At 64.3% G+C, this 20,604-nt stretch carries 21 protein-coding genes and 1 pseudogene; 6 read left to right on the top strand and 16 right to left on the bottom strand.

Annotated features, from left to right (window positions below; genetic code table 11):
- Positions 1–165: 165 nt before the first annotated feature.
- Positions 166–543, bottom strand: a complete 378-nt coding sequence (locus tag GFS60_RS34080; RefSeq protein WP_159928884.1) for a hypothetical protein — start codon at positions 541–543, stop codon at positions 166–168.
- 342 nt (positions 544–885) lie between these two features.
- On the opposite strand from GFS60_RS34080, the gene GFS60_RS34075 reads away from it, so the two are divergent.
- On the top strand, positions 886–1,128 hold the full coding sequence (locus tag GFS60_RS34075) for a helix-turn-helix transcriptional regulator (RefSeq protein WP_159928882.1): 243 nt from the start codon (positions 886–888) through the stop codon (positions 1,126–1,128).
- A gap of 51 nt (positions 1,129–1,179) precedes the next feature.
- Here GFS60_RS34075 and GFS60_RS34070 read toward each other — a convergent pair whose 3' ends face one another.
- The 4 genes from GFS60_RS34070 to GFS60_RS40020 form a co-directional block, all read right to left on the bottom strand.
- Entirely contained in the window at positions 1,180–1,458 is a 279-nt protein-coding gene (locus GFS60_RS34070) for a hypothetical protein (RefSeq protein ID WP_159928880.1), read from the bottom strand.
- 279 nt (positions 1,459–1,737) lie between these two features.
- On the bottom strand, positions 1,738–2,244 hold the full coding sequence (locus GFS60_RS34065; RefSeq protein WP_159928878.1) for a hypothetical protein: 507 nt from the start codon (positions 2,242–2,244) through the stop codon (positions 1,738–1,740).
- A 547-nt stretch (positions 2,245–2,791) separates the two neighbouring features.
- Positions 2,792–3,418, bottom strand: coding sequence for a class F sortase (locus tag GFS60_RS34060; RefSeq protein WP_236603649.1), 627 nt, complete (start codon positions 3,416–3,418; stop codon positions 2,792–2,794).
- A 65-nt stretch (positions 3,419–3,483) separates the two neighbouring features.
- A complete protein-coding gene (locus tag GFS60_RS40020) occupies positions 3,484–5,064 on the bottom strand; it encodes an ice-binding family protein (protein WP_159928874.1) in 1,581 nt (526 codons plus the stop codon).
- A gap of 695 nt (positions 5,065–5,759) precedes the next feature.
- On the opposite strand from GFS60_RS40020, the gene GFS60_RS34050 reads away from it, so the two are divergent.
- Positions 5,760–6,005 carry a hypothetical protein gene (locus GFS60_RS34050; RefSeq protein WP_201453698.1) on the top strand — a complete coding sequence of 82 codons (246 nt, stop codon included), beginning with the start codon at positions 5,760–5,762 and terminating at the stop codon, positions 6,003–6,005.
- A gap of 371 nt (positions 6,006–6,376) precedes the next feature.
- Here the strand turns inward: GFS60_RS34050 and GFS60_RS34045 are convergent, their stop codons facing one another.
- The 4 genes and pseudogenes from GFS60_RS34045 to GFS60_RS34035 form a co-directional block, all read right to left on the bottom strand.
- Positions 6,377–10,417, bottom strand: a complete 4,041-nt coding sequence (locus tag GFS60_RS34045; protein ID WP_236603648.1) for a zinc-ribbon domain-containing protein — start codon at positions 10,415–10,417, stop codon at positions 6,377–6,379.
- A pseudogene (locus GFS60_RS40515) lies at positions 10,418–10,618 on the bottom strand (zinc-ribbon domain-containing protein); the annotation flags it as partial.
- A gap of 275 nt (positions 10,619–10,893) precedes the next feature.
- Positions 10,894–11,610 carry a class I SAM-dependent methyltransferase gene (locus GFS60_RS34040; protein WP_159928868.1) on the bottom strand — a complete coding sequence of 239 codons (717 nt, stop codon included), beginning with the start codon at positions 11,608–11,610 and terminating at the stop codon, positions 10,894–10,896.
- A 158-nt stretch (positions 11,611–11,768) separates the two neighbouring features.
- Positions 11,769–12,143 (bottom strand): hypothetical protein, encoded by a 375-nt coding sequence (locus GFS60_RS34035; RefSeq protein WP_159928866.1) that lies wholly within the window; start codon positions 12,141–12,143, stop codon positions 11,769–11,771.
- Positions 12,144–12,253: 110 nt separating this feature from the next.
- Between GFS60_RS34035 and GFS60_RS34030 the strand changes: the two genes are divergently transcribed.
- The 4 genes from GFS60_RS34030 to GFS60_RS34015 all read left to right on the top strand — a co-directional run bounded on the left by GFS60_RS34030 (position 12,254) and on the right by GFS60_RS34015 (position 14,516).
- The gene (locus GFS60_RS34030) at positions 12,254–12,583 is read left to right on the top strand and encodes a hypothetical protein (RefSeq protein WP_201453697.1); all 330 of its coding nucleotides are present in this window, start codon (positions 12,254–12,256) and stop codon (positions 12,581–12,583) included.
- A gap of 121 nt (positions 12,584–12,704) precedes the next feature.
- A complete protein-coding gene (locus GFS60_RS34025) occupies positions 12,705–13,796 on the top strand; it encodes a hypothetical protein (RefSeq protein WP_159928864.1) in 1,092 nt (363 codons plus the stop codon).
- 58 nt (positions 13,797–13,854) lie between these two features.
- Entirely contained in the window at positions 13,855–14,199 is a 345-nt protein-coding gene (locus tag GFS60_RS34020; RefSeq protein WP_159928862.1) for a hypothetical protein, read from the top strand.
- Positions 14,196–14,516: a hypothetical protein gene (locus GFS60_RS34015; protein WP_159928860.1), complete on the top strand. Its 321-nt coding sequence runs from the start codon at positions 14,196–14,198 to the stop codon at positions 14,514–14,516. Before GFS60_RS34020 ends, GFS60_RS34015 begins: the two co-directional genes overlap by 4 nt.
- A gap of 332 nt (positions 14,517–14,848) precedes the next feature.
- Here the strand turns inward: GFS60_RS34015 and GFS60_RS34010 are convergent, their stop codons facing one another.
- The 7 genes from GFS60_RS34010 to GFS60_RS33980 form a co-directional block, all read right to left on the bottom strand.
- Positions 14,849–15,121: a hypothetical protein gene (locus GFS60_RS34010; RefSeq protein ID WP_159928858.1), complete on the bottom strand. Its 273-nt coding sequence runs from the start codon at positions 15,119–15,121 to the stop codon at positions 14,849–14,851.
- A gap of 11 nt (positions 15,122–15,132) precedes the next feature.
- A complete protein-coding gene (locus GFS60_RS34005; RefSeq protein WP_159928856.1) occupies positions 15,133–15,819 on the bottom strand; it encodes a hypothetical protein in 687 nt (228 codons plus the stop codon).
- A gap of 176 nt (positions 15,820–15,995) precedes the next feature.
- On the bottom strand, positions 15,996–16,424 hold the full coding sequence (locus tag GFS60_RS40185) for an ATP dependent DNA ligase (protein WP_328799854.1): 429 nt from the start codon (positions 16,422–16,424) through the stop codon (positions 15,996–15,998).
- Between the two features lie 1,028 nt (positions 16,425–17,452).
- Positions 17,453–17,812: a histone-like nucleoid-structuring protein Lsr2 gene (locus GFS60_RS33995; RefSeq protein WP_159928854.1), complete on the bottom strand. Its 360-nt coding sequence runs from the start codon at positions 17,810–17,812 to the stop codon at positions 17,453–17,455.
- Positions 17,813–17,925: 113 nt separating this feature from the next.
- A complete protein-coding gene (locus GFS60_RS33990; protein WP_159928852.1) occupies positions 17,926–18,243 on the bottom strand; it encodes a hypothetical protein in 318 nt (105 codons plus the stop codon).
- Positions 18,244–18,614: 371 nt separating this feature from the next.
- On the bottom strand, positions 18,615–19,517 hold the full coding sequence (locus tag GFS60_RS33985) for a hypothetical protein (RefSeq protein WP_159928850.1): 903 nt from the start codon (positions 19,515–19,517) through the stop codon (positions 18,615–18,617).
- Positions 19,518–19,674: 157 nt separating this feature from the next.
- Positions 19,675–20,532 carry a DUF6884 domain-containing protein gene (locus tag GFS60_RS33980; protein ID WP_236603647.1) on the bottom strand — a complete coding sequence of 286 codons (858 nt, stop codon included), beginning with the start codon at positions 20,530–20,532 and terminating at the stop codon, positions 19,675–19,677.
- Positions 20,533–20,604 lie beyond the last annotated feature (72 nt).

Raw genomic sequence — 20,604 nt, 5'->3', positions numbered from 1 at the left:
GCAGGACCGGCCTCATGGGCGAGCTTCGCGTCGAACCATCCATCGACGAAGGCGATCATGATCTTCCGGCCGCTCCCGTCACCGACAGCCAACCCCCGACAGTGCGCGGGAGTCGGGCATGAACTAGACGATTCCCACTGCATGAGACCTCCTCGTAGTGTGTTCTCAGACGGCCTGTTCAACCAGAACCTGGACGGCCTTGAACAAGCAGTCCGCGCATTCCGTGACCCGATGCTCGGTTCGCAACGGCGTGGTGTTCTCCCACGGTGTGCCGTGGTGGTGCAGTGCCACGGCGTAGCCGTCATCGCCGATATGGAAGGTCCCGTACATGCCCGGAGACCCACCGTCGTACCCGATGGCACGGGCCTGGAAGTACAGATAGTTGCAGGTAGCGTCCGGGTCGCCGGTCAGATCGGCTTCGTTGCCATCGGCGAGGCGGATGAACTCGACCCCGATTTCGGGGTTGATGTGGATGTTCATCTCGGACCACTCGCGTGCCCCGATCGCGAGTTCCGCCGGGACCGCCTTCGCTACCTGAACCATCGAGCTCCTCTTCCCTGCTGCACTGTGACGCCCTGACACAGACCTTACAGCGTGGAGTTGTGATGTCGCAAGGCGTGAGCGTCACTGCTTCATCGCGATTCAGCCCATTCCTCAGCCCGCACCTCACAATTCGGCATTGTATAGTTGCCGTCATGGAGCCATACCACAGCAACCCCGACACGAACCGAATCATTACAGCACGGCGTTGTAGGGTCTAGGCCATGGACACCTCACCCAGCGCGGCACCGGAACGCCGCCACCTCCACCCACCGGCAGCCCCGTCACGGCATGGCCGGGCTGCGCCGATCACCGCTGCCGACCGAGACGGGGAGGTCTGAGAACATGGTCAGCCCGCACCGCCTCACCACCGACCAGGTCATCGACCTGATCAAAGAGGAAACCGGCACCGAGATCTCGCTCTCGACTTTCCGTGGGTACGTCTCGCGGGGGCAAGCACCGGCACCGGTGGAAAAGATCGGCCGCACCCCACTGTGGAAGCGGTCGGACATCGTCGAGTGGGCGCACAACCGGCCCGGCCAGGGCGCGCGCACCGACATACCGAAGCGGCGGCGACGCACGCAGTGACCGGCCGCCGCCCCCCCATACCGTGTGACCATGGGGACGGCGGCGGTGAGTTCAGGTCGCGGTGTCCACGCGCAGCCGCTGCAGCATCCGGTGCACCGCGCGGGCATCGCGGCGCCGCAACGACCCCTCCGCCAGCAGCTCGCGCACCGTCTCGACCACACGGGCCGGAACGGTCACCTCGTGCTTGACCGCGCCGCCCAGTGCTTCGATCAGCGCCTTGTGGACCTGACCGGTCTCGAGCGCGAAACTCACATGGTCGAGTGTCTGCGCCGGTAGTACTGGGCGCAATAAAGCAATCACCTCACGCGCAAACTTGTTGGCCCCCTCCATACCCCGAGTGTGACACAACACCCCGACACCCGCAGGTACTGCGCCGCTCCGATCCACCCTGTGCAGCGCTTTGCCCATAAGATCGGATCAACCGATCGCCAATGACCGCCGTGACGCCGCGCGCCGGCATGACCCAGGTGCCCCGCTTACCGCCCCGTTGCGGAAATAGTCAGGGGACCACCCATACGGGACAACAACAGGTCAGGAGCTTCCGGTCAAGGAGCCTCTAGCGGAATGCACCGGTGAGGGTTCAGCTAACGGGACTGCTAAGTCCAAGGTCTAAATGGATTCTTGGACGCGTCGTACATCGTCTTCGCCCAACGCTGAAACTGTCAACAATCGCCACGTCCATCGATCGTCCGACCACTCGGTTGAGTGTGGGTATCGCTGCGTGAGTTGACGATCGAGCAGTGTGGGTTGCGCGCCGAGGGGCCACCGAGCCAGTGACGCGTGTCCGTTCACGTGGAGGCTCATCACGAGTTCACCGGTGTCAGGGTCTCCGCTGATCGGAGTGAAGGACACTCCGGTCGGCCAGTACCGTGGGGTTGCACCTTCAGCCATTTCGTGGACTTGTCGGAGGTGCTCGGGGTCCCGGCTTCTTTCCTTCACTGTCGGCGGTGCGATAGCTCCTTCCCAATCGAATACCTCATCGGGAAGGTCTTCGTAGGTTGTGACCTCGGTCAACTCGGCGTAGAGCTTGTCGTTGGAAGATCCCGTGCGGAGGATGAGTCCTGTCTCGTCGTCGATGACGAACTCGATGCTCTCCTCGTGCGACGTCGAGTTCATGATCATTGACCACGCGCGCCGGCCATTCACAACGGTTTCGATGGGGGACCTGGCGGGTGTTGTGTTCTTACTGAGGGTGGAGGGCGAGAGGAATGACTCGGGTCCTACAAACAAGAGAGGACTGATTGGTTTCAGGATGTGAAGTTGGATATGACCTGTGTTTCGGTGCATCTCATCGTCACGCCAACTGAACGCGAGTTCGCCGTTCCGGATCAAGATCGGCTGACCCGATCTTTCGATACGCCATTTGTTGCCGGGTCCGTGCCAGAATTCCCATGTGCCCTCGTCGACGTCGCCCGTGCGAGTGACGTATCGGTAGCTCAAGGCCGCCGAGGTATAGAGCATGTCGCTGGCCGCATGACGGCCCATCAACTCGACCCACGATGGAGTGCTTGCGGTCATACTCTGCAACGATACGGTCGAGAACCTATGTCTGGTCGCAGGAGTGATCGTAGACCGGTCATCGATCCATCAGCGGCGCGTTCCTGTCCTGATGACCCACCTCTCGCGGTGTCGACGGCCCTCGAAGATTTGGAGAGCCTGCTGGTCATTTCTGGTTGGCGGCGGCCGGAGTGATGTCGACCAAGGAGGTGTAGGCCACGACGTTGGAGAGGTAGCTGCGGGCGTGGGGGTCGAATTCCCCTCCACAGGTGACGAGTTGGAGAGTGTGGTCGCCGTGGGAGCCGTAGACCTGCTCGGCGGGGAACTCGGTCTTCGGATATGTCTCCACCTTGGTGACGGAGAAGTGGGCGGTGCTGCCGTCGGCGAGACTCACCTCGACCGAGTCGCCCGCCTGCAGATTCCTCAACTGGTAGAACACCGCCGGGCCCTCGTGTGAGTCGACATGCCCGAGGATCACGGCCGATCCCAGCTGCCCCGGAGCGGGCCCGAATTTGTACCATCCCGGCTTGTCGAAATCGGTGGGCACCTCCACTGTTTCGTCGGGGTTGAGGCCGAGCGTGATGAGGGATTCGTCCACCCCCAGCTCGGGGATCCGCAGGGCGACCGGCGCCGGGCCGGACACCCCCTCAGAGGGTGCCGGCACGGTGTCGGTCACCGTTGGCGGTGTCAGCTGCGGATCACCCGAATTCTGATAGCTGCGCAGGGCGAGGACTGCCGTCGCGATGAGCAGCAGGACTGCGGCCAGCACCCACCAGCGTTTCGCCCTGCCCATCGTCCCCTCGGTCCCTGGCCACTCAGGGCCCGGGACTGGCTCTGGCCATTCGGGGTTCGGTTCGCTCATCGCTGCCGCCTGCGCGGGCGAAGACCCTGGCTTGCCGCGACACCCGACCCGGCCAGGGTCAGGCCTGCGAGGAAGAGGAGTAGCACGCCGTCATCAGAGTGGGCAGTGGTGCCGCCTGCCCCTGTTTCGGGGTGCCCCTTGGGGATGATGTACCCGTTACCGCCAGGGCCGCCCTCGCCGCCTCCGCCGGGTCCACCCTGCTCACCGGGACCGCCCTGCTGACCGGGTCCCCCCTGCTCACCGGGTCCACCCTGCTCACCGGGACCGCCCTGCTCACCGGGACCGCCCTGCTCACCGGGACCCTGACCGGGGCCACCTTGCTCACCGGGTCCACCCTGCTCACCGGGACCGGGACCGGGACCGGGACCGGGACCGGGACCGGGACCAGGGCCGGGACCGGGACCAGGGCCGGGACCGGGACCAGGGCCGGGACCAGGGCCAGGGCCGGGACCGGGACCAGGGCCGGGACCGGGACCAAGGCCGGGACCAGGGCCCTGATCGGGGCCGGGCACACCGGGAATGCCGGGGACACCGGGAACGCCGGGCACACCGGGCACACCGGGAACGCCGGGGACACCAGGAACGCCGGGCACGCCGGGAATTCCGGGGGGAATCGGGATGGGAATGGGGATCGGGATCGGAATCGGAATGACGGGACCGTTAGTGACGGTGGTCAGCGTCGGTGCCGTGGTCGTGGTGGTGGTCACCGGCGGTGTCGTGGTCGTCGTCGTCGGCGCCGTGGTTGTCGTTGTGGTTGTCGTTGTCGTGGTGGTGGTCGGCGGTGCCGTCGTGGTGGTTGTCGTGGTCGGCGGCGGTGTCGTCGTGGACGTCGGCGGCGGTGTATCGCAGTCGGGTCGGGTGATGGTGTTGTTGTCCAGGCTGACCTGGCCGTTGCGTGCCAGTACGCGTCCGTTCACGGTGGTGCCGGTCTGGACCGAGATCGAGGTCAACGCCATGATGGTGCCGACGAAGGTGGTGTTGGTGCCCAGAGTCGCCGAGCTACCCACCTGCCAGAACACGTTGCACGGAGAGGCCCCGTTGATGAGGGCGACCGTGCTGCCCGACGCGGTGATCAACGTGGATCCGGCCTGGAAGATGAAGACCGCGTTGGGATCACCCTGCGCATCGAGAGTGACGGTGCCGGTCAGGCCCATCGGGCCGGCCGTGTTGTAGGTGCCGTCGACCAGGGTCAGGCCACCGAGATCGGGGGGCGCCGCCGCGGTGGCCGGTCGGCCGGCCGCGTCGTTGTATGCCGTGGTCAGATCGGATTGGGCTTGTAGTGCAACGGCATCGGCGACGTGTTGGGTGCCGTTGATCACCGTTCCCGGTGGAAAACCGGTGACCGCGGTGCCCGGGCTCACCCCCAGGTCTCCGGAGACGACGGTGGGGCCGGTGTTGGTGACCGCTTGGCCCGCCAATACCGCGAAGGAGGCGGCGGTCCCCAGCCCGACCGGGGGATGCGCCGCGGACGCCACCCCACCGAAGATCATCAGGGCCGCGGCGGTCGCCGCCGCGATCACAGCAACGAACCAGCGGCGCGGAGAGCGCACCTGCGTCGAATTGTGCACAGATGTCACGAAATTTCCCCTCACCGTGGAGCGGTTGATAGCGGGAATGATTCGCAAACCAGCCGGTCCAAGTCAACGACCCGGTCGGCGTGTCGCTCGACCGGACAATTCTCATCCCGGTTAGCGAGCGTGTTCGTCGCGGTAATTCTCAAAACGGAGAGCGGATCGGAGAATGAATGGAGTCACTGACGCCTGGAGAATGCATGTGATTGCTTTCCATAAGGATGTAGCTCGTGCGTCCGACAAAGAGGCAAATGCACGCATCGTGCCTGGTGGACGGCTTTTACATTTTTGGTTGGACGTCCAGTACAATGGATTGCATGCTTGCTACCAAGCTACATTGCACTGCTATTTCAGACTTCTAGTCTTTTTCTTGCCGATCACACCTTTTACTCGGTCGGTAAATGAGCCACTTACCAGTCGACGGTCAGGTTTCACGCCATTCTTTTGTGGTAACAAGGTACATTGCCTGCAAGTGTGCTATTTTCCTACGCGTCAGCTTCAAATTTTGGTCCCGGCTCGGTCGTGAATGTGTGTTCCACCAAGCATTGTTTGTTACTCGGCGTAACCCTTAAGGCTCCCTTAAGGCGGTGTCTGCATGCCGGTCCTTGCGATTGCTGGGATGGGTAAATGGGTACGGAACGTCGGAAGGGTCTCGCCGATCTCATCGACAGCTACCTCATCGGTTCGCCAAGGAGATGAAGATGTCCAAGGACCAACCCTCGGGTGTATTCGACACTCCGGTGTCGGATGCGGCCCCCGATGGCGACTCGGATTCACTCGTGCCGCAGTTCGCTGCATCGTCCGGGGGCGCTACCAAGCTCCCGCAGTTCTCCGCCCGCCTGGACCCCGACTTACTGCGGCAGGTGAAGATCGAAGTAGCCACCCGGGGTACGACTTTGCAGGCAGCGACGGCTGAAGCATTCAAGCTGTGGTTGTCCGCGAAGTAGCCCATCGAGGAGGCCTCTGTCCGCGGTTCGGCGACCCCGCAGGAGCGGGTACCGTTCCGGATTCGATTACCTTGCAATTGGTCTGCAGCGGACCTGTCCGAGGCCGGATCCGTGTGCTCGCCCGTGGCCGCACCGAATACTGGGACTCGTACCCACCTAAGTCTGAGCAGCCACTGGTACACCTCTAACTCCAGATCTGGCCGCAGGCCCCTGCTCCGCGGAGACTCATCCAGTACCGGGACCGGTTCACGGGAGGTGTCGTTCGACCTGCTGGTGGTGTCGTTTAGCGATCCCTATCCGGAGAAACCAAGTAGGTTGCGTCTGACGGCGCAGGCGGTCTGTCAGGGTCCTGCTTGGCGACCCTTACGGTATTACCAATTATTGGGTCCCATCTTGATTGGCGCGGTGACGTCTTGGGGAGCATTGTCCGACTTGATGGCTCGTACAAATGTGAACTGACCCTCGACCTGTACGCGATAGAGGTCGAAGCCAAATCCTGCGAGCACCTCCCTGAGGTGCGTTTCGTCCGAACCAATGCTGGAGGTGGGCTCACAAAGCCACAGATGCCCATCGACCGGGAGAATCCTGTGCGCTTCGCGGACGTAGTCGGCGTGGTTCTTGCCCATCAGGGCCAACGACAGGATCGCGATGTCAACGGATGCGTCATCGAGCGGGACGGCAGCGATGTCACAGACAGTCACGCGGTCGTCGAACGCTACATGGTCGAACGGCAGAATCGTGTGACCGCTCGTCACCCGGTCGGCGAGCAGCATCTCGCCGCATCCGAGGTCCGCGACGACGCACGGGCGCCGTCCGTCGTTGAGCCATTTCGCGAATTCGTACGCCGGCACCGTGTCCCACTTACGCCGGGCTTCCGTGTAGAGGTCGTGGTACCGCCGCCACTCGGCCGGGTTCTCGGCGAGCCTGCTGTGTGTGACTGTGGAATTCGTTGACGCCCACGCACCGTGCACCGCGGACAGGTCGCTGTAGCGGCGAATCTTGGCGGCGGGCGCCATCCGTTCGACGTCCTCGCCGAGAAGCTGGTCGAGAGGCTTCCGGATGGAAGTCTGCACCTCGTCGTCCTTGAGCCTGCGCAGCCATTCGAGCGAGGCGCGTGCGGCCTCTGTCGGACTGACCAGGACACCCTTCGGGACCACACCGTCGACAGCACAGTCGGACAGGGATTCCTTCATCTCGACACGGGCCCAGCGCTGGCCGCACCACGACCACTGCTGCTCCGCCCCGTCCGGCGTCGTGATGTCGGCGAACGTCGCGGGGATGACAACCTTGACTGTCCGTGCGGTCTGTCCCTGCCGATGGATGCGTCCCACGATCTGCTGATAGTTCGCGTGCGTCCACGGCAGCGTGGCGAAGATGAGGGTGTCGCAGACGTGCTGGAGACCGTCGACGCCAGTGGAAATGGCCTCGGAGCCGATCAGTACGTCCACCCGTCCTTCGTCCGGGACCGCATCGCCGTTCGTCCACCTGCCGACGAAGCGGGCATACCCGTCTTTGTCGTCGCCGGTGAACAGCCCGACCCGAAGCCCGGCAGCTTGTAGGGCCTCCGTGAGCGGCTCCACGATGCCGGTGACGAACTGTGTGTAGATCAGGGTCTTACCCCCGGAGCGGCAGTTCGCGACGATCGTGTCGAGCTTGTCCGCCAACAGAATCTGGTCCAGCGCGGACGGGCTGGGCTGCGGTCCGAGCGCGAGTACGTCGTCGAGGCGGTGCGACACGTCCAGCGGCACCGTGACCGGGGCAAGGTTGGCGCTGTAGTCGGGCATCCACCGAGAACCCACCCGGGTGAGGTACTGATGGATGCGCATCGCGTTCGGCACGTTCTTCGCGGTGTCGATGTCGTCGAGCTGGACGCCCTCGATCAGCTCGAGCAGGCTCCGCGCCTCGTGCAGATCGTTGACGACCGGGGTGGCGGACATGCCGAGCACGGCGACGTTCGGGTTAGACTTCGCCGCCTCCACAGCGACCCCAGAGAGCACCCTCCGGCGCTGCGACGGGGCGACGTTCTCCCGCTCCTTGACGTAATGGACCTCATCGATGACGAGCATGTCGATGCGGTTCTCGCCGATAAGCTGTTTGAGCGTGCCCTCGTTGCCGGGCAGCCGGTCGTAGTTGATGACCAACCAACGCGGACCCGACCCCCTCTTCCACACCGGCGTGAGCGTCTTCTGCGCGACGCGGGCGTTGGGATAGCAGTTGTTGATCGAGCCGACCCAGCCCGCGACCACATTGTTCGGGCAGACCACAAGCAGGATGCCGTCCCCCTGACCAGCCTCGAGGAGACCGGCCGCGAGGATCGCCGACACTGTCTTTCCCGCACCCGTCCCGGACCAGTTCCCGACCCGCCGGCGCGTGATGACCTGAGCCGCTACATGCCGCTGCATCAGGTTGGGCGACACGATCGCCGTGGCGCTTCCCGGCTTGAACGACCAGTTCGCCGGCGGAACGATAGCGAGCGCCTGCTCGTACTCGGACCGGAAGCGAAGGCGGATACCTTCCGAGTACTGGTCCGCACGCGGTTCGAGGGTCTTGTCCAACTCGGCCTGCAGTTGTACTCGCTCCGTCTCCGCGATGGCACCGGAGTCCAGCCGGTAGGCCAACTTCCAAATCTGTCCGGCCGCAGCGGCCGTTAAGAAGTCCACCGTGTCTTCGTCCACGCTCGCGAAGAACTTCTCGCCCATGCCGAGTATGTCGTCGACGTTGAGGGCGGGAAGAGCGAATGAGTCCTCACCCGACCCGGGATCGACTGTCGGGGCTTCAGGGTCGGAGGCCGCTTCCGCTACCTCCGCCGCCGTCGGAAGATGGCCCTCTGGATCGAGCACACAGAGATCGTCTTCTGCCGGATCCGCCGCCGGTTCAGTGCCCTCACCGAGCGACCCCGACGGTTCGCGATCCCCGGCATTGCTGCTGTCGACCAAGTCCTTCAGGCTCGCCGGATCGGCCAGCGCCTTCCCGATCACGTCCGACTTCGACGACGACAGCACCCCAGCCTGCTGGCAGACCGCGTACATCATCGCCGGTGTCATCGAATCCGTGTATTCGGCCAGATCCGCCACGAAGCCCTCCAGCTTTCGGGCATTCCACATGCGTACCTGGCAGTGGCAGCCCAGCGGACGGCCCCGGCGGGTCCGCCACTCGACCTTCATCGTGTACTGATGCCCGTTGGGGCACAGCCAGTGCGCTTCGGTATCCGATCCGGCAGCGACTTCAGCCGGTCTCAGCGGGGCATTCTTCGCGAAATCCCACTCCGCAGCGATGTCCGGGAACTGCGACGCGAGGTCATTGATCCCTGCAAGCGCGCGACGTCCCGAGCAAAAAGGGCAGCCGGTTCCGCCGCTGGTGCGACTCACGACTATGGCGTCCCACCGATGGCCGAACCGGCACTTCCAGTGGACCTTCTTGCTACTCCGCGGGGCCACCTCACCCGGCGTCAGACCGTTATTCCGCTCGTAGTCCCACTCCGCCGCGACCTCGGGGAACTGCGACCCCAGGTCGTTGAAGCCAACCAAGACCTGCCGATTCACGCAGATGGGACAGCCGTTACCGCCGTTGGTGCGGCTTGCGATGATGGCCGCCCAGTTGTGACCGCAGGTCCCCTTCCAATGCACTTTCCTGTTGCTACTCGTCATTACCTGGTCGGGCCGGAGCGGGCTATTCATGGCGTAGTCCCATTCCGCTGCGATTTCGGGAAACGCCGATTCCAGGTCGTTGAAGCCCGCCAGCACCTTCCTGCTGACGCAGACAGGGCAGCCGCTCTCATTCTGGGTACGTTTAGTGATTTGGGTCTGCCACTGGTGCCCAGCAATACGGCACTTCCAGTGCGCCTTCTTGTTGCTCCCGGCGGTCACTTGGTCTGGTGTCAGGCCGATGTTCTTCTCGTAGTCCCACTCGGCGGCGACGTCGGGGAACTGCGACGCCAGGTCGTTGAAGCCCGCCAGCACCCTGTTGTTGGAACACACAGGGCAGCCGGTGCCCCCGCGGGTGCGCTCAGAGATTTTTGCCTCCCACTGGTGCCCAAACTTGTTGCACTTCCAGTGGACCTTCTTGTTACTGCCCGGAGTGACCTGATCAGGCGTCAGACCGCCGTTCTCCTCGAAATCCCACTCGACGGCAACGTCGGGGAACTGCGACCCGACGTCGTTGAAGCCCGCCAGGACCTGTTGATTCGAGCAGATCGGGCAGCCGTGACCATTTTTCTGGGTGCGCTTGACTATCTGGGCCTGCCACTGGTGCCCGAAATCATGGCACTTCCAGTGGATCTTCTTGTTACTGCCCGGAGTGACCTGATCCGGCGTCAGACCGCCGTTCGCCTCGAAATCCCACTCCGCGGCAACCTCGGGGAACTGCGACCCGAGATCGTTGAAGCCCGCCAGCACCTTCGTGTTGGAGCACACGGGACATCCACGCCCCTTGGTGCGGTTAGATATCGAGGCCACCCATTGGTGCCCGGCCTTCCGACACCTCCAATGGACCTTCTTGTGACTACCCGGAGTGACCTGATCCGGCGTCAGACCGTCGTTCGCCTCGAAATCCCACTCCGCGGCAACCTCGGGGAACCGAGAGGAGAGTGATTCAGGCACGGGCGCAGTTGTCATCGTTGGATTCCTAGTTCTGGCGCGTGCGGGTGCATCATCCGAAGCAGTAACGTCCCCGCCAGTTAACCCCCATCGGCGCGGTCCATTTCGACAAGGGTCACGAAAGCGGCATATCGCTTCGGTCCCGCACCAAGATCCCATTCCGCGGAGGATCGTCTGCCGGAGGCCATTCGCTGGACTCCGATCTCGCCCCGTGCGGAGGTCGCCACGAGTGACGCCTGCGATGGCGACCGGCAGACGATCCCCTTTTCGGGACGAGCACGGACCGCACCGACTCAGTCAGGTCTGCCCACCTCAGACAACCGGAGAAGGTCGAGCATCAAGAATCCGGGCCGCTGCATCAGCTGGGCGTAATCCTCCGGCCACGCCTGACGCATACTCTCCGCGGGACGCGGCTCGATAACCTGGCGGATCACGAAGCCGGCATCCGTGGCTGCCGAGCATAATTCGCTGAGCGGCTCACGCCAGTACCGAACTTCCTGCTCGCGCCCACCGACGCGCCAGATGTCTGTTTCGAGCACCACATCGAAATACGAACCGCCCTTACGGAGCCAATCCGTCGTCGCGTGCTGCGTCGAGATCACACACCGACCACCCGGCCGCAGCACCCGAAAGAACTCACGAAATGTGGCGCGACGATCAGCAGCGTAGTGAATCGCCAAGGCACACAGGACACTGTCGAACGATCCGTCGCCATACGGCAACGGCTGGTCGAGGCCGGCCTGCCGGATCTCCACACCCTCGCCCACGCGTTGCCGGGCGAGCCGGATCATTTCCTCGCTGCCGTCGAATCCCCGCACCCGAGCCCCACCCTCGATCAACTCCTCGAGGTAGAAACCTGGGCCGCACGCCGCATCCAAAACGTCCTGGTCCGCGACGTTCCCGAGAGCGGCGAGCATCGCGGGCCGGTCATAGTGCGCGTTGGCCGCCCCACCAGCTGCATGATCTGCGAAATCCTGCCCCATCGCGTCGTACGCCACCCAAGAATCCATGCCGAGGAACGATACTTCGTCCGCCAGATTGCTTCGCCACGTGAGCGAACCGTCACCGGTGGTCCTCGGACGACAACGTCCGCAGGTTTCGAGGTCTGCCACCGGCCGAGACCCGAGCTGCCCGCAGCGCACTCGTTGCCACGAAAGGAGGGGACGTGTCATTTCTCCTGGTAAGCGGCCTGACTCGGGGAGCTGGAGGCGCGTCGGGAGTTGTTGGCCAGGGCGGCGCCGACGGTGAGGGTGATCAGGACCGCCGCGGCCGCGGCGAGGCCCCATACCTTGTGCTCGACCAGGCGGCCCAGCAGAGCGGCACCGGCCACCGTAGCCGAAGAACCCGAGGCTGCGATTAGGTCGAATCGGCGCGTGCGTGTCGGTGACGCCGGCCACGGCGGCGGCCGACCGGTGTTCTCGCGCAACGGCCGTGCCACCGAGGCGGTGTCGAGCGCGGGCTGCGGCGATCCCCGCACCTCGCGCCACTGTCCCGCGGCAACGGCCACCGGCCCGAAAGTCGCCCCGAACTGCACGGATGACACGTCCCGGTGACTGTCACCCGACTCCCGTCACTTCACGCTGAGACCGCCGGTGGCCCACTGCGTCATCATTATGTTGACAAATGCTAGATATGTCAGCAATATGATGACGCATGGACGGGATGGAAGAGCGCAGCAACACCGGTGACGTCATGCGTTTCAGCGGATCCGTGACGAACGAACAGGTCGTCGAAGCGCTCCGGGCCCAGCACGAGGCCACGAATCTCGCCAAATGGACACTGGAGCAGATCGTGGCCGTCGCCCGACGCCGCGGGATCAGCTGGGCCGAGATCGGCCAGGCGCTAGGCGGAATCACGAAGCAGGCAGCGCAGCGGAAGTATGCACCAGTGATCGCCGCGGATCGGGAAAACGAAGAGCACAAAGTCGCTGAACTGCTGGGACTGTCAGACGAAGAATCCGAAACCTTGCGCAGTGGGGGCTAACCCGATCGCCTGAACAAGGCAAACATCAGACCAGGGGGAGGCTTGGGCGCTGCGCACGCCGGCGGAGCTGGCGGTAGAAGTTAATCCGCGCCCGTGTACGGGCGGCACTAAGGGGGAGAGAATGAACGGCAAAGAGAACTGCGATGAGCAGGCATCCGGGGAGATCAGTCGCGATCACACTCGACTGGCTTCACTGGTGTCCTCGACGGAAGTCGAGAAGCTCATATCCGGCATTACCGAATATGACTATGCGACCAGCTCCAAGCTCCGCGACCTGAAACGGCTCGACCGAAGCTCGCTCACACCGGAACTGACCCGCAAGCTCGACGATCGCAGAAGGGTTGGTCTCAACAACTACTGGTCGCGGGTGCCGAAGTCCGGGTGGGGAACGACAGTCGCCCTGGCCGTTCTGTCTCTCGTGTCCCTGCTGTGCGCCATCGCGATCGTCGCGGCGCAAGGGGAACCGAGTCCCCTGACGACGACCATTCCATTCCTTCTTCCCGCAGGTCTCGGCATCGCAGCCGCCGCTCGCGGTCGACACGCCGCCCATCACCCCTTGCACGTGCGCTCGGACGAACACCTCGCGATCGAGGAGGCCTACCAGGGCACGGGTTTCCCGGCAGAAGCGCGGAAACAACCCCGCGACGCTGAAAAGATCGCCTACGTCGCAGACCGAATCATCACCGACATCCGCAAAAGCGCAGCGTGGAAGTCGCCACTGCTCGACGAACACCGAATCAGACTGGACCTCGGGCGGGAACGGTTCGAGATCGCGAGCAGCGCGGCACTACTGGACAAGCAACAACTCTCGGCCGCCATCGACCCGGACGTTCTCGAAGACGAAGGACCAGACGTCGAGCGCCTCCGCCAGGCAGTCGACCGCAGCACCGGACTGATCAACGAGATGCGGGCCAGCCTCATCAACCGAGTTGCCGCCCTGCTGGCGTACCGCGACGAACTCGCACCGCTGGATCGACTCATCAAGCAGATGAAGACCCTCGACCAACTCGAAGAACAGCAGGCGAGCCTTCACCAGGCGTACACGCAGATCACTCGCAACGAGCTCGCCGCGACCGACACCCACAGGATGACCGACGAACTCACCGCGCTGAGAGCGAACCTGACCGCCCAGATCGAGTTCGTACGCACAAACGTCATCAACAGCCCAGCACTCGGCGCTGGACTCACCCTGATCGAGGAAGACCAGCTGTAAGACCAAGACGGTGGTCAAACAGTCAGAGCAGGCAACAGCAAACGCACCAGGGGGAGCCTTGACCGAGTTTTACACCGCGACCGAACTCGAACAGCTCGGCTACGTTCGGCACCGACTGACCGAGCTGTTCGGAGAGCCCGACACCACAGGCGGCGAGGAACGCTGGCCGAGCGAGACCGTGCACGCCGTTGAACACGATGTTCTCGCACCGGCGGCGAGGGTGGTCTTCACTGCGTTCGAGCCGGACCTGGATACCCGCGCGGGGATGATCGCAGCCGATCTCCGGTTCGGGTGGCCCCAGATGGAGCAGATGCTCGCCCGCGCGACCTTGCGGGAAAACCAGGTAAGAAGTGGACGGACCCTGTCCAGCGTCGCCGGTGATGAGGAAACGGTCGCTCCGTGATCAGCGAGTTCCGCGGTGTCGTCGTCGATACGCTGCTGTCCGGGGCGTCCCTGGCCGACCGGTGGCGCGAGGCCCGATCACAGCGGGCGCGGATGGCCGAGATCGCCGCCACGCTAGATCGCTTCCAGTGGTTGGTCCTCGAGGACCTGGCCGAGGCACGCCGAGCGTTCCAGCACCGAGACCGCCAACGGGGGAATGCAGAGGTCACGGCGTTCCTTGCGGCCCACGAGCGCGCCAGGATGGTCGGTATCCCTGACGAGCGGGCGGTGTACCGCTTGGCTGATCGGATGGCCCAGGCGCGCGACAGACAGGCCTGATGTGGGGCCCAGCGAGTGTGCTGGCTGCGCTAGGAAGCGGCCGGGACGAGGTACTTCACTTGGACGCTGAACGGGTAGGTGCCTGGGTTATGGATAGGGTTTGACCGTTGACCATTACCTCTGAGCTGACTGACTGGGCCCATGCCGAAGAACCCTGGGGGGCTGAACGCTCTGTTTATTTATTGGGGTAGGTCCGCGACACCGGAAAGTTCGTAGTGCAGCGTCGGGATACGCACCAATCGGTGTACAAGACGAATCCCGAGCGGGTCTGGAGTTGGACAACTTTCTCTGCGCGAAGCGCGGCAACGCCGACGATTCGTGGTCTGACATACTCACGCCGCGACCTTCGAGACCTCGCTCGCCGGAGACACTTCCTCGACAAGACGCAGCGCACCTCCGATGGCGCCAGCGAATGCGCCGAGTAGGACAAGCAGGGTCAGCGCCGCATTGCCCGGATCTTGGCGGGACGCGCCCCACGCCTCGGCGTCCACAGCGAGGGTCGTCAACGTGTCTTTGAGCGCACTGGTGAACGTCACGGAGGTGCCCAACCAGATGAGCGTCAGCCCGGAGATCGTGAGCCGCTTCCCCCTGAGTAGACCGACCACGGCTGCGGCACCTACGACAGCGGACAGGGCCCCGCTACGAGGAACACCCTTTGAGCGGTCGTCAGATCGGAGAACATCCCACCACCCCATACCGCCCAACTCAGCTGTTGAAGGGCGAAGATCGTCGCGGCGACGACGAAGACAGCCCCCAGGAGATTCTGCAGGGGACGGGTCTTTCCGGCGCCGTCGTGCATGCGGCCACCGTCGGCTACGACCGCCCAGCGGTCGCGCGCGTAGAGAACGAAACCGGCCAACAGTAGGACGGACTGCAGCGCGAAGCCTCCGTACACCAAACCGAATACCCATCCGGCCATTTCGTCGTTGCCGCTGTATGCGTTTCCGCCACCGGTCACCGCTTGGATCACACCGCCCAGCACCGAACCGACTGCAACGGGGACGAGCAGACCGGTCGCAACCCAGACGGGGAAAGCGATTGCGAAGGCAGGGATCTTTCTTCCCCACGAGGCGACCAGTCCGATCGCGATCACGATCGCGACCAGTTCCATACCGGAGGTAGCGAGATTGGCGACCCGGGTGGTATCGGCGAAACCGGCATCCTCGACGCCGATCGTCCAACCCATGATCCATGCGACTTTGAGCAGAAGATACGGCAGGCATGCCACCACGGTTGCGATGCAGATCCCGCCCCGAAGCACGGATACATCATCAGGGCCCGAAGGGCGCACGATCAGGTTCATGACCAACCTTCCGGTCGAATTCGAGTACGCATAAGCGGAATTCAGCAAGGTGTCCGAGCCGCTTTTCCCAGTCAATCACCCGCATGCCGTAAGCAACATCGGGGAAGACCCGGAACTCGAACCCTGAGAAGACGTGGCCGGAGTGAGCTCACAGGCCGGGAACGTTCATACGACGGTCAAGCGCTGCAACAGCGTTCGGGTACGTACATCGCCCTATGCCGCTGCGGGCGCGGCAACAAGATCGATCCGGACCCACCCGCCGTCGCTGCCGACACGATCGAGGGGGCCTTCCCATCAGCGTTGATCGGGCAGGGTGGCGTCCTCTGGCGGGATATCTGATCGCCGCCCTTGAACGACCAGTGTCTCAGGCCGCCACCCTCGCGGAACTCGACGTCGACGACCACGTGTGGCTCGACCCAAGACACACCATGAGGGGCGTCAGCATGTGTTGACGAGGCGGGAAGGGGACTGGTCGAGCGCTCAAGCTTCGCGAGTTGGTCGCGCAGTTGCCGGCGCATCGAGGCTGTGAATCCGGTCCCGACGTGACCGATGTGCCTCAAGACTCCCTCGTCGTCATAGGCGCCCAGGACGAGCGATCCGACCACGTTCCGCTGCGCCCCACCTCCAGCGACCCAGCCAATCACGACGGCCGACGTTCTCTGTCTTACGAGGGATTTCACCCAAGATCGAGTCCGCCTGCCCGGCAGGTAGATCGAGGACACCTTCTTGAAAACGCCATTTACCTGGAGAAATGACACGTCCCCTTCTCTTTGGGGAGCGGTCAGAGGTTCCGGAGTCCGAGGAGGGCGGCGCGCAGGGTGGGGGAGATGATGCGGTGGTCGGTCCGCAGCCGCGGGTTACGGTGTGCCCGAGGTCGGCGAGCGCCAGCGCCTCGCACGACCTATTCGTCTTACGGATCGTTACAGCTGGATTCTCAGTTGAATGGAAGCGACTCCCACCACATGCTTATTGCCACGAGGGCGTCGGTGAACTGAGGGAAGGCAGAGAAGAATCCCAGGTCTAACATGGCGCTCTCCTTGGTCGGAAGGATCGTGCACACGGAGTATCGCCCGTGCCCTCGGAGACTGTTACGTGCGAACAACCCCGTCGACGAGCGTGCGTGCCCGGATGAGCTCTTTCAACACCGCAACCCCGACGCCACACTCCTTCCCCGCTTCCGACGATGTCAGATAGACGGGATTACCCTTCAGGTCAGCACCGTTCTGCGGCATCCCAGCACCCGCACCGAGCCCGACCCGCTCGCAGGAACCAACAGCTCCTCGGCGCTACCAGTCGGCCGAGGTCGCCGCGATCTCGCGGGCGCGTGGCGGCCATGCCGGGTCAGTGGCCAGTGTGTGGATGACCTCGGCCATGTGGGGATGGTGGCCGGCGACGTCCAGGCGGGCCAGGAGCCGGGTAATGCGTGACGGACGGTCGGGCCAGCGCCCGCCCCGTGGTTTCCACCAGGGCGGCCAGCACGGTCGCGGCCTCGGTGTCGTCGAGTTCGACTGGTTCCCCGGTCATCCCGCGCAGGCCCCGGCTACCGGTGGTCAGCCAGTGGGCACTCGCGGCCGTTCTGATCGACGCCCGGTACCAGGGATTGCGCAGTGACCGCCTCATCTTCCCCGGCTTTCTAGTGGGCGTCGCGGAACGCCTGCTCGACCTCGGCGGGGATCCGGCCGCGGGACGAGATGTCGTAGCCCTGCTCGGCCGCCCACGCCCGGATCTCTTTGACTTCCCCGCGCCGCCGCACCGGAACATCTACAACGACGGGAACGACGGGTCGGTCGGAGCGGCGTTTGCGGCCACCTGTCCGCGTCGCGTGGTCGATGAAGTACCCGATCTGCTTGTGGAACTTGTTGGCGTGCTTGTCTTTCAGGTCGATTTCGTAGTCCACCCCGTTGACGGAAAAGGTGATGTTCTCCCCTTCTCCGTCACCGAAGATGGTGCCGTCGATGTCGTCGACGAGTTCGACTATTACCTTGCGCGCCACAGTTCCCCGATCTCATGTTTTCTTTTCACAGCAGGACCGAACCCTACTGGCGGTCGCGCCGTCACCGGGGGACCAGGTCCTGGGACGTGTCATTTCCGCAGGTCAAAGCATGGCTATCGGGTGTGCACGGTGGGGCCGAGCACGAAGTGGAGGGGCGGGCACAGCGCAATGGAGGGCAGGGATGTGGGTACCTCCGGTCCCCACACAGGAAAATGCATATAGGGGAACGCACCGAGTAGCTGACAATGTAGCTCCACCTGATGGGTGTTCACCGTCCCAGGATCACACGTCGACATCGCACCGATCGCGAAGTACTGCAGTGCACATCCACTCGGAACAGGCGGTGGTGCTGCGTGTGCGGGCGCCGCGGTCAGGGACAGGGCGGCGGCCGCCGTGGACGCGATAAGGGCCGGGCGCAGAAACCGAGACATGGGGTCCTCCGGTGGTGCGGGCCCGACCCACACACCATTCTTGCAAGTCAAGCACCATCCCCGTGGCGTGTTCGGCGCCTTCGCTCGCGGCGGGCATGTCTGGTGACCCCCGGACACACAGCGCCCGACCACACGGGGAAGGTGGTCGGGCGTTCGCGGTCAGTGCAGGTCAGGCGAGGTGACGGCCCAGGATCGCCGCCCCCGTCTCCGCATGCAGGGTCGTACACCGACAACGACAGTGACGCATGGTGCACGTCGTGGTGCACTCCGCCGAGGTTGTGGATCTTCGTGCCGGCGCCGGCGGCGTACGCGTCAGGCGGCCCGGCGGACTGCCAGGTGCAGCCTCCCGCGCACACCGGATCTGTCGCCGGTCAGGGCCGCGGCAGATCTCGGTATGCGAGGACTCGGGTACTGATCGTCTCGCTGAGGTCGGTGACCGTGATCGCGGGTGTCGCGGTGGTGGCCGCGACGGCGGTGTGGGCGTGCGCCAGACGATCGAGGTGACCGGACGATGCCTCGATCTGTCGGCTTGACTCGACGGCGGCGCGGGAGGCGGCATCGGCGGCGGTGAGTTCAGAAGAAAGCTCGGCCACGGTATCCGCAGCGTCGCGCAGTGCCTGCACGGCGTGCTCGATCTGGATGCGTGCCTGCAGGTAAGCCTGGTGGTCGTCAGGGGTGAGCATTTCCGGGCGGGCACTGGCGGCCGCGGTGATCGCCTCGTGCAGCTCGGCGGCAGCGAGGACTCGGGCCCCGAGGTCCCACATGGCCGTGCGCAAGTCCAGGTCAGTGAACATCCCTTCGTGGAATGCGCGGGAATGTTTGATCTGCTCGACTGCCAGGACTGCGTCACTCATCAGCTGCCGCAACTCCTCCGGTGTGTGCTCGAACTCGGCGCCGACGATCCGTGCTGGCTGCCGTCTCCGGTCGATCCGGGCGAGGAGGTGCAGTCCAGCGATCGCGGCACCGGTGACCAGTAGCGTCCCCAGCAGTGCCGTGCCGGCCTCCGGTACAACGTTGAGGAAGTCATCGACTACCTCCTCCGCGCGGGCCGGGTCCGCGACCTCCCAGTTCACGTGCAGCAATGCCGTTCCAGCTCCTCCGAGCAGGAGACTCAATGCAGTAATCCCCGCTGAGATCGTTCCGACGGCTATGAGAGGGACGAGGGTGGCACCGGCACTGTCGACCATGCGCGAGCGTCTGCGCTCGGCCTGGTTGAGAACAACCGTGTCCCAGTGCACTTCTGCGGGGTCGTTACTTCTTGTCGTGGCGGTCATGCTTATTCACCGTCGCCCTTTCAGTTCGAGGATCCGGCGGCACCCTAGTAGGGGCGCGCCTGGCACGAGATACGAAACCGTCAGCATTTTTGCCCCCACAAGTCCGGACGTGCGTCGTCCTCGTTCGAATCTATCGCGCGGCACCGACGTTTCTGGGTCATGCCGACTTCGGATGCAGTTCTGCCGCATCGATAGCGGCCGCGCCTATGGCAGCGATGTGCGCGAGGCGTTGCTGCTGTTCTCCGATTCCGCGGCAACCCGAGAGTGGAGTGCGGGCGTGTGGGAAGACCGCGGTGGCGATCCGGCTGTAGTCGCGGCCGGCGAGGACGATCACGTCGTCGGTATCGAGCAATCCATGTGCAGCGGCCTGCTCGTGAACGGTGTCGGCGGTAATCGAACCGAGCTCTCCCAGCCGCATCTCGTACGGGGCGGTCACGGTGTCGAGGTCGAGCAACCCGTGGAGCCCGGAGAGGATGCGAATGTTCTGGCGCGGGGTGAGCCGAAGTGCCGCCTTCTGGCACAGTCGGTGGTAGGAGCCGAGGTAGAGGGCACCGGCCGGCATCGGTACAGCAGCCTTTCGTGCCCCACAGGGAATCACCACCAACGGCGCCGGCTCACCCGCCGTGACAGGGACGACGCCGTGCGCCAGTCCTGTGGCGACGCTCGCGTGGTGGTCGTGCATGACGTGGTCGGCGAGCGTCCAACCCAGCCATTCCCAGCCCGGACGGTGCCGCAGGTCGAAGACGCCGTGTCGGTGACCGGCGATCAGGAACGGGGAATTCCAGAGCAGCAGATCGGTATTCGGCAACCGCATCTCGATGCCGTCGTGCCGGCGCAACAGCGTGGTGGTCGGGCCGACGGAGAGCGGGACACCGCCGTGCTGGCCACCGCCCTTCGGGCCGATTCCGGGGCGGGAGAACACCAGGCCCACCTCCATGACCAGGGCAGCGCCCGGCGCGGGCGGAGTCAGAGACGGGTCGGTGTAGCGGTAGGTCGGGCGAATCAGCGCAGGCATGGCGGGTCCTTGTCGGTGGCGGGAGGTGGGCGCGCGTCATCGGCGGCCGTCGGGGTCATCTCGTCGAGGCCG

This window comes from Rhodococcus sp. WAY2, from assembly GCF_009859915.1.
GTDB lineage: Bacteria > Actinomycetota > Actinomycetes > Mycobacteriales > Mycobacteriaceae > Rhodococcus_F > Rhodococcus_F oxybenzonivorans.
The sequence above is the reverse complement of the archived record's forward strand: the minus strand, read 5'-3'. Positions and strand labels throughout refer to the sequence as shown.